Source organism: Streptomyces sp. McG3, assembly GCF_018619185.1.
Taxonomy (GTDB): domain Bacteria; phylum Actinomycetota; class Actinomycetes; order Streptomycetales; family Streptomycetaceae; genus Streptomyces.
Map to the genome: position 1 here is coordinate 1 of NZ_JAAXYC010000323.1, position 8,489 is coordinate 8,489.

Annotated in this window: 10 protein-coding genes; 9 read left to right on the forward strand and 1 reads right to left on the reverse strand. The window is 71.4% G+C overall.

Features of this window, described 5'->3' with window-relative positions; genetic code table 11:
- The first annotated feature begins 43 nt into the window (after positions 1–43).
- The gene (locus HET64_RS32815) at positions 44–334 is read left to right on the forward strand and encodes a hypothetical protein (RefSeq protein ID WP_215110797.1); all 291 of its coding nucleotides are present in this window, start codon (positions 44–46) and stop codon (positions 332–334) included.
- A gap of 65 nt (positions 335–399) precedes the next feature.
- Positions 400–723 (forward strand): hypothetical protein, encoded by a 324-nt coding sequence (locus tag HET64_RS32820; RefSeq protein ID WP_215110798.1) that lies wholly within the window; start codon positions 400–402, stop codon positions 721–723.
- A gap of 66 nt (positions 724–789) precedes the next feature.
- Here HET64_RS32820 and HET64_RS32825 read toward each other — a convergent pair whose 3' ends face one another.
- Entirely contained in the window at positions 790–1,203 is a 414-nt protein-coding gene (locus HET64_RS32825; protein WP_215110799.1) for a hypothetical protein, read from the reverse strand.
- Positions 1,204–1,238: 35 nt separating this feature from the next.
- On the opposite strand from HET64_RS32825, the gene HET64_RS32830 reads away from it, so the two are divergent.
- Genes HET64_RS32830 through HET64_RS32860 form a run of 7 tightly spaced genes read left to right on the forward strand, consistent with a single transcriptional unit; the run spans position 1,239 to position 8,487 of the window.
- Positions 1,239–1,925, forward strand: a complete 687-nt coding sequence (locus HET64_RS32830) for a hypothetical protein (protein ID WP_215110800.1) — start codon at positions 1,239–1,241, stop codon at positions 1,923–1,925.
- Between the two features lie 54 nt (positions 1,926–1,979).
- The gene (locus HET64_RS32835; RefSeq protein WP_215110801.1) at positions 1,980–3,179 is read left to right on the forward strand and encodes a phage tail protein; all 1,200 of its coding nucleotides are present in this window, start codon (positions 1,980–1,982) and stop codon (positions 3,177–3,179) included.
- Positions 3,176–4,459, forward strand: coding sequence for a tape-measure protein (locus HET64_RS32840; protein ID WP_215110802.1), 1,284 nt, complete (start codon positions 3,176–3,178; stop codon positions 4,457–4,459). Before HET64_RS32835 ends, HET64_RS32840 begins: the two co-directional genes overlap by 4 nt.
- A 42-nt stretch (positions 4,460–4,501) precedes the next feature.
- The gene (locus HET64_RS32845; RefSeq protein ID WP_215110803.1) at positions 4,502–5,464 is read left to right on the forward strand and encodes a phage tail family protein; all 963 of its coding nucleotides are present in this window, start codon (positions 4,502–4,504) and stop codon (positions 5,462–5,464) included.
- A 60-nt stretch (positions 5,465–5,524) separates the two neighbouring features.
- A complete protein-coding gene (locus HET64_RS32850; protein WP_215110804.1) occupies positions 5,525–6,652 on the forward strand; it encodes a hypothetical protein in 1,128 nt (375 codons plus the stop codon).
- Positions 6,653–6,660: 8 nt separating this feature from the next.
- Complete coding sequence (locus HET64_RS32855) at positions 6,661–7,767, forward strand: hypothetical protein (RefSeq protein ID WP_215110805.1); 1,107 nt, start codon at positions 6,661–6,663, stop codon at positions 7,765–7,767.
- A 3-nt stretch (positions 7,768–7,770) separates the two neighbouring features.
- Complete coding sequence (locus HET64_RS32860; RefSeq protein WP_215110806.1) at positions 7,771–8,487, forward strand: hypothetical protein; 717 nt, start codon at positions 7,771–7,773, stop codon at positions 8,485–8,487.
- Positions 8,488–8,489 lie beyond the last annotated feature (2 nt).

Genomic DNA, 8,489 nt, shown 5'->3' on the forward strand with positions numbered 1-8,489 from the left:
CCGCCCCTCCCCTCCCCCTCACACCTGAAACGGAGAATCCCGCATGGCAACCTTCGACGTGAACGCGGCGCGGGCCCAGCGTCTGGAGGCGCTCGGCCGCACCTGGTCCTTCGACCTGGACGACGACACCTTCGAACTGCCCACCGAGCTGACCCGCGCCACCGCCGCCGCGCTGCGCTCGCTGGACGACAACGACGTGGACGGGCTGCTGCGGCTCCTGCTCGGCGAGGAGCAGTTCGGCCGCTTCGAGCAGCACGAGATCACCATGCAGGACATCGCCGCGCTCCTGGAGGCGTACGGCAAGGAGACCGGGCTCGGCCTGGGGGAAGGCTGAGCCTCGACGCGTTCGTCAGCGAACACGCCGAGGCCCTCGAAGCCGACCTGCTGCGGCACTACGGCGTGGACCTGCTGGACTGGCATCGCGGCCGGCTGACCTCACGCCGGCTCGCGGTGCTGGTCAAGCACATGCCTCGGGACAGCGCCGTCGCTCAGGAGCTCCACGGCGAGGCGTCGGAATGGCACGTCTCCGACTATCTGCTCGCCGCGGCCGTGGACCATCTCGCCGCCGCCAACTGGATGTTCGCCTCGGTCAACACCGACGAGGACGCCGAGCAGCCCCCACCACCGGTGCCGGTGCCGAGGCCGGGAGAGACGTCGGCCGGGGCCGCGGCCGACGAGCCCGAGCCGCCCAGCAGGGGAGACCTCCTGCGCTTCTTCTCCTGACGCCGGAAAAGCGCTGCCCGCCGGACACTGCGGCACCGGCCGGAGACCGCCGCCGTCAGCGAGCCGTCAGAAGAATCCGTTGACGCTCACGACGACCGCGCCTCCGGCGAGAACCCCCGAGAGCGCCGGCAGCCACATACGGCATTTCGGATAGGCGCGGGGCGGGTAGAGAAACACCGGATATCCCGGGTCGTAATCGACCTGGACATGCTCGCCGACCTCGAAGGTGCGATCCCCGAATTTATTCGCCTTCGCGCCCATCCATTTCGCATCGCCCACACCGGGCGAACTTTTCTCGTCTATCACCTGGAATCGATAGGCGCGTTCGGTTTCGAGCTGGATGACGGACAGGATTTCCACCGTGACCGTTCGGCTCCTGCGGTACTCGCGGTACGCGCTCAGGGCGATCGCACCACCCCACACCATGGCCCCCACGCCGATAAGTGAGCTGACCAGTACGGGAATTGAGTAGGCAGACATGGCGGGATGCTACCAGTCGGCCATCAGGAGGAGCAATGGCAGAGAAGACGAATGCACAACTGACCGAAGAGGTGGCGGAGCTCAGGACGAACCTGGGTAAGAAGGCCGATCAGTCCTCGATTTCCGGCCTGGTCACGCCCAAGGAAATCAAAGCGACGGCACTGGTCACCGACAAGGAGGTACTGGCCACTCAGACCTGGGTCAAGGAAGAGACCAAGAGCAGCTTCTGGGAGAGGATGAAACAGCCGGAAGTCGTCGGAATCGTCACGGCCCTGGCCATCGCGAAGCTGGAGATCACTCCTTTCATCAACATTGACCCGGCCATGGAGGCCTGGCTGAAGAAAAGGAATCTCGAACGGAACAGAATCGGCCTGATATGGAAGGTCAAAGCCTCCGAGCTGGAGAGGCGGCTCCGCGTGGTGGAGAGCGCCGAGGCGCGACTCGTCCGCATGGAGAAGGGTCTCGGAACGCTGCAGAAGCTGGCGTACGAGGCACAGACGAAGCTGGCAGCGGCCAACGGCCGGATCACCCGGGAGACCAGCGCCTCCAACCGCCGCATCGGAGCGCTGGAGACGACCGTGCGCCGACTCGACTCCCGGTCCACCGCCGTGCAGCAGCAGGCCCGGGGCGCCGCGAACCCGGGCCCATCCGTCGGCGGCACGGCGAGCCAGGTCGCTCAGCTCGAAGCACGCGTCAACCGGCTCACCGCGGCCCTGTCCTGACGGCCACCGCGCCGAGCCGCAGCGCAAGACGACAGACCCACGGGAGTCCACAGCATGAACCTGACCCAGGCACTGGGAAGATCATCCACCGCCTTCAAGGGATTCCGGTCCCAGGCGGACGCCGCGGGCAGGGCGACCCGGACGATGGCGACCGGAGCCACCGCGGCCGAATCCGGCCTCAAGAAGATCCGCGCCTCCGCCCAGACCTCCGCCCGCGAGCTCACGTCCATCCAGCGCGCCGCCGACAAGGCCGGCCGGTCCCTCGCCAAGGCAGGCACCACCGGTCAGAAGAGCGGTACGCAGATCGGCACGTTCAAGTCCGGCGCCGACAAGGCCTCCAAGGGCATGAACGGTCTCAACAAGTCGATGAGGGGCAACATCGTCGGACAGCTGCTCTCGCTGCTCGCCCCGCTCATCGAGAAGGTCGTCGACATGGCGGCCCGTTCCAAGACCATGCAGAAGGTGCTCAAGGTCGCCTTCGACGCGATCAAGAAGGTCATCAGCGCGGTCATGAAGGCCGTCGGGCCGATCATGACGAAGGCCGGCGCCCTGATGAAATCGGTCTGGAACGGCATCAAGAAGGCCGTCACCGTGGTCATCAAGGCCGTCGCCGGCGTCATCACGACCAACTTCAACGCCTGGCGCAAGCTCATCACGACGGTGATGAACGCCATCCGGGGAGTGATCTCCAGCGTCTGGAACGGGATCAAGAAGGTCATCACCCCGGTCGTCAACTGGATCCGGAACACCGTCCCGCAGGCCTTCAGCCGGGTCAAGGAACGGCTCTCCAGCATCTGGGGCGGCCTCCAGTCCATCGCGAGCCGGGCCTTCGGCCGGATCACGGGAGCGGTGAAGGGCCCCATCAACGCGGTGATCCGTCTGATCAACTCGGCGATCGGCAGCCTCAACCGCATCAAGGTCTCCATCCCCGGCTGGGTCCCCGGCGTCGGCGGCAAGAGCTTCGGCATCAGCCTGCCGAAGATCCCGCAGCTCGCGGCGGGCGGCATCGTGCAGCCGCGCAACGGAGGGGTGCACGCCATCGTCGCCGAGGCCGGTGAGGCCGAGGCCGTCCTGCCGCTCTCCAAGCTGGACCGGCTGCTGCGCCACACCGCGCGCCGTTCGCGGGCGGACTCCTTCAACGCCACGGCCGGAGCGGTCGCCGGCTTCCAGATCGAGAACTACTACGAGGCGTCCTCCGCCGATCTCCGGGAAACCGCCACAGCCCTGCTGTTCCTCTCCAAGGCGCGCGGATGAGCGCCGCGGCGATCAGGGCGAGTGCCGATCCTCTCGCGGGCGTGGCCGGTGCGCTCTCCGTCTTCCGCACACAGCTCGGCGCGACGGGCACGTCGCTCGCGGCGGCGCTGCGCGACGCAGGCCGGGCCGGAGCCGCCGCCGGCGGGATCAGGACCGCCGCGACCGCAGCCGTCCCGGCCGCACGGCAGGTGAAGACCAGGGCGGACGCGGCGGGGAAGTCGCTGTCGGGCACCGGCCGCACCGCAGGGGTCACGGCGACCCGGCTCCGTGCCGGCGGCGACAGGGCCCGCCCCGCCGCCGCCTCGCTCGGCTCCGTCTCCTCCGGCTCCGCCGCCTTCGGAGGGGTCGCCGGAATCCTGGGCAAGGGCGTCGGCACGGTCTCCGGGCTGATGGGGTTCTTCGGCGGCGCGCTCACCGTCGGCGCCGGCGCGATGACGGCCGTCAATGTGGCGATGCGGGCCAATCCGTTCGGGTTCGTCCTCGGTCTGATCGTGCCGCTCGCGGGCTTCCTCGTCGAGTACGCGCTCAGCTCACAGACCGGCCAGAAGATCATGAAGCAGGTCTTCGACCAGGTGCTGACGGTCTTCCGGACGATCGGCACGTTCCTCGGGCCGGTCGTCCAGGCGTACGTCACCGTGGTCTCGGCGCAGTTCAGAGCCGTGCGCACGATCGTCACGGCGGTCGCCAGGGGCGTCGGCACGGCCCTGTCCCGGGGCTTCGACGGCGCCCGTACCGGCGTCGCCTCGGCAACCCGCGCGGTCACCGGGCTGATCAGCCGGACCTGGAACGGCTTCCGGAAGGCGATCCAGCCCACCCTGGACTGGATCACCCAGCGTATCCCCGAGATGTTCACCCGGGTCAGGAACGCCACCTCCGGCAGCCTGGGCGCCATCGGTGACTTCCTGTCCACCGGCATGCAGGGCGTCATGGCCGCCGTCACCGGGCCGGTCAAGGCCCTGATCGCGTTCGCCAACTGGGTCGTCGACGGCCTCAACGGGCTGAGCTTCTCCATCCTCGGCAAGAAGTTCGGCGTGGACCTGCCCAAGATCCCGCAGCTCGCCGAGGGGGGCGTGGTCCAGCCGGGCGGGGGCCCCTCGCCCGTCCGGCCGCTGTCGGCGCTGGACCGGCTGCGCCCCGCCGAGGAGACCCCGGCGGCCGGTCGCCGCTCCGGCCCGCCCGCTCCGGAGCGGGCCCGGCTGCACACGTATCACGCGGCCGGGCGGGGCGGCCCCCTCGCCATCGCCTCCGACCTGCTGTTTCTGCACCGCGCGGCGGCATGAGCACCCATCCACCCCACGAATGAAGCGAGGTGACGGCCCCTCATGGCCGCGACCACAACCGCATACGCGTACGAGACCGCACCCGGCTCACTGATCACCCGCGACGGGCAGATCCAGTGGGCCGGACTGCTGATGGGCCCCGGTACCCCGTACGAGATCGACCGCACCGGCGTCACGGGCTGGGACGACCTGCCGGTGCTCGACACCGGTGACGTCTCCCGCCCCGACCGGCACGGCGCCTGGCCCGGCGCGCAGTGGGCGCAGCCCCGGCTCGTCGGGGCGACCGTCTGGCTGCTGCCCCGCACCACCCAGGACGCCCGGGGCGTGGCGGCCGGCTTCCGGGACGCGACCGGCGCGGACGGCGGCGAGGACTGGCTGGCCGTGCGGCTGCACGGGGAGACCCTCGCCGTACGGGCCCGGGTCACCCGGCGGGTCGTCCCGCAGGACCGTTCCTTCGTGGTGCACGGCACCTCGAAGGCCGGCCTCCAGTGGACCGCGACCGACCCCCGCCGCTTCGGCTCCGCGCTCCGGACGGCCCGCGCCCTCCTGCCGGTGGCCGAACCCGGGCTGCTCTGGCCGGAGGCCGCCGACGCCGGGCTGGGCCTGCGGTGGCCGCTGGACTGGGGCACCCCGGACCAGGTCGACGGCGGCGCCAACGCCACGGGCACCTGCACCGCGGTCAACGGGGGATCGGCGACCTCCCACCCGCTGATCGAGTTCCGGGGGCCGGTCCGGCGCCCGACCCTGACCCGGCTCACCGACGGCAAGCAGCTCCAGTACGACATCGTGCTCGGCCCCCAGGACGTTCTGGGCGTCGACACCGAGGCCGGCACCGTCCTGCTCAACGGGAACGCCTCCCGCCTCTACACCGCGGCCCCGGCCTCCGCCCCCGAGCAGCTGTTCGGGCTGGCTCCGGGCGCGACGGAGCTGGCGTTCCGCTCCAACGACACCACCCCCGACCCGCGGGCCTCCGTCACCGTCCGGTGGCGCGACGCCCACTGGTGAACCCACGGGGCTCCAGCCCTGCCCAGACACCCCACCCGCCTTTCTCCCAGGAGGACTTCCATGCCCGTACGCAGCGCCTGGCTGATCAACCGCACCGAGACCGAATCCGGCCAGTCCCGGGCCGACACCCGCCTCGCCCCGGTCGGCACCATGGCCCCGACCGGGGCTCTGACCAGCGCCGGGGGCGTGATCCCCGGCTCCGAGGACGGCGCGCACCTGATGTCCGCGCTGTACGTGTACGGCGAGACCGCGGGCATGCGGGCCACCGTCGCCCCGGGGCGCGCCGTGATCCAGGGCCGCGGGCCGGCCGGGGCCTACCCGGTCGTCCTCACCGACTACACCGACGTCGGCTTCGACGACGGCAACGCCGCCAACCCCCGGATCGACCTGGTGGTCCTGCGGGTCCACGACGCCCAGTTCGACGGCGAGGACGGCCGTACCGAAGCCGTTCTGGAGGTCGTCCAGGGCGACGCCTCCGCCGGGACCGGCGGCATCGACTGGGCCAACGCCGTCTACGACCTGCGGGTCCCCACGGTCGCCGTCGGCGGCATCCTCCCGGAGTCCTGGGCCCGCGACGTCCCCGGCGGATACGTCGGCCAGTACCGGGACACCGCCACGGAGTACCAGCGCTGGGACGGCGCCCGCTGGGCCGGCTACCCGCGCCAGATCGGCGGCGTCGCCCCGCAGGGCGCGCTCGCGGCCGGGGAGTACACCGGGCAGTACCGCGACGAGGGCGGGCGGCTCCAGCGCTGGGACGGCACCGTCTGGCGGCCCGCCGTCACCGCCTCCGCCTGGGCGAACAACACCGACGGCGGCTACTGCGCCTCCACCGCCTGGGTGGAGGCCGTCACCGACACCGTGGGCCCCACCATCACGGCGACGTTCACCGTCCCGGTCTCCGGCACGGTCCTCGTGACGGTGGGCTTCCTGGGAAACACCGGGGTCGACGGCCAGTGGTGCCGGATGGGCGCCAACATCCGCAAGGACGGAGTCCTCGTCTCGCCCGCCGACGAGACCCGTTCGGCGACCGTCGGATCCAAGGCGCTGACGTCGGTGTCGGCCACCTACCGCGTCGCGGGCCTCCAGCCGGGCGCCGTCCACACGGCCGTCTCCGCCTACTGCACCTCCGCGACCAGCAACCGGGGCTGGTTCGACAACCGCTTCATCCGCGTCGACCCGGTCCTGTGAGGCAGCCGATGAACCGTAGCTCCCCCGACCCCGTCTACCGGGCCCTCTTCTGCGACCTGCGTACCGACCGGCTGCTGGACGTCCTGCCCCTGACCGAGACCAAGTTCGACGACTTCATCGGCAAACCGGGCTCCCTCACCGCCACCGTCCCCCTCCCCCAGGGAGCGCTCGCGGCCCGGGCCCGGGCCGCGCTCCAGCCCGGCCGCACCGCGGTCTGGCTGGAGCGGGACGGGGACATCTGGTGGGGCGGCATCCTGTGGACCTGCACCCCGGTCTCCGACGAACAGGGCCGGCTCACCGTGCAGTTCCAGGCCGGGACCTTCGACTCCTACCTGGACCACCGCATCCTGAGCCAGGACCTGACCGGCACCGGGCTGGACCAGTTCGACATCGCCCGCACGCTCGTCGCCCACGCCCAGGAGCAGCCGGGCGGCGACATCGGCATCAGCCTCGGCCACGAACGGTCGGGGATCGTACGCGACTACTCCCACGCCTACTCGGCGCTCGCCCGTGTCCGCGAACTCCTGGACAAGCTCGGCCAGTTGAACGACGGCTTCGAGTGGCGCGTCCACTGCTACCGGGACGCCGCGGGCAACCGGGTCAAACGCCTCCAGCTCGGCCATCCACAGATCAGGACCGGCCACAGCGACATCGTGCTGGACCATCCCGGCCCCGTCCTCACCTACAGCCTGCCCACCGACTCGACCGTCCAGGCGAACGTCTGGGTGGCCCGCGGCGAATCGGCCAACACCGACCAGTCCCAGGAGTCCGAGCCGCTGACGGTCGCCGAGGAACTCCCCGGCGAACTCGCCCAGGGCTGGCCCCGGCTGGAGCTCACCTCCGACCACGGCGGGGTGAGCGACGGGGCGACCCTGCGCTCGCTCGCCCGCGCCGAGCTGTCCCGGCAACGCCGGCCCGAGGTCATCCCGGAGCTGACCGTACGGCTGGACGGGCGGATCACCCCTGCGCTGCTCGGCGCCCGCATCAGGCTGCGCGTCCACGACCTGTGGCACCACGAGGGCCTCGACGCGCACTACCGGATCGTCGGCATGGCCGTCACCCCGCCGCAGCGGACCAAGCAGGAGACAGCCGTCCTCTACCTGGAAGGAGCCTGACCCGTGGCGATCATCCCCACCGATCTGCTCGACCGCATCCGCGCCCTGGAACGCCAGGTCAGGGAGCTGATGGGCAGCGCCAACACCACCCCGGCGCAGAACAGCATCGTGGGCGGCGAGGTGGTCATCGGCGAGCGCGGCCGGCTGCGGGTGCGCACCGCGGGCGACCAGGACCTCCTGTACCTGGGCCGGGTCCAGCCCGACCGGGACGAGGACACCCCGCAGCAGGGGCTGGTCGTCCGCCGCGACGACGGGTCGCTGGCGCTGACCGTGTGGACCGGGGCGCCCGACACGCTGCCGGTCCAGGCGGTGCAGATCCTGGACCGCCGGGGCAACGTGGTCGTCGCCGACGACACCGTACGCGGCGGTCTCGCCCGCCCCTACATCCCGTTCGCGCTCCCGGCCCCCGTCGACACGGCCCGCTGGGAGTCCACCGGCGCCACCGCCTGGACCACGCTCCACCGGGGCCCCGGCCTCGTCCAGCACCCCCGGCTGCACTGCCGGATCGCCGCGGAGGGCGGCGCGGGCGGCGAGGTACGGCTCCTCGTGGACGGCGACCAGGTGGGTCCGGTCGGCGGGCCGGGGGCGGGGCTGGTGCTCACGGAACGGATGACGGCGGACTACGGGGCGACGGTGACCTTCGAGATCCAGGCCAGGGTCACCGCCCCCGGCACGACGATCCGCTGCCGCCCGCTGACGCTGTACGGCCTGGAGTCCTGACC

Excerpts from the sequence above, each read along its gene's own strand:
- HET64_RS32835 (WP_215110801.1), top strand. The coding sequence starts at position 1,980 with ATGAACCTGACCCAGGCACTGGGAAGATCATCCACCGCCTTCAAGGGA.
- HET64_RS32825 (WP_215110799.1), bottom strand. The coding sequence starts at position 1,203 with ATGTCTGCCTACTCAATTCCCGTACTGGTCAGCTCACTTATCGGCGTG.
- HET64_RS32830 (WP_215110800.1), top strand. The coding sequence starts at position 1,239 with ATGGCAGAGAAGACGAATGCACAACTGACCGAAGAGGTGGCGGAGCTC.
- HET64_RS32845 (WP_215110803.1), top strand. The coding sequence starts at position 4,502 with ATGGCCGCGACCACAACCGCATACGCGTACGAGACCGCACCCGGCTCA.
- HET64_RS32815 (WP_215110797.1), top strand. The coding sequence starts at position 44 with ATGGCAACCTTCGACGTGAACGCGGCGCGGGCCCAGCGTCTGGAGGCG.
- HET64_RS32850 (WP_215110804.1), top strand. The coding sequence starts at position 5,525 with ATGCCCGTACGCAGCGCCTGGCTGATCAACCGCACCGAGACCGAATCC.
- HET64_RS32840 (WP_215110802.1), top strand. The coding sequence starts at position 3,176 with ATGAGCGCCGCGGCGATCAGGGCGAGTGCCGATCCTCTCGCGGGCGTG.
- HET64_RS32855 (WP_215110805.1), top strand. The coding sequence starts at position 6,661 with ATGAACCGTAGCTCCCCCGACCCCGTCTACCGGGCCCTCTTCTGCGAC.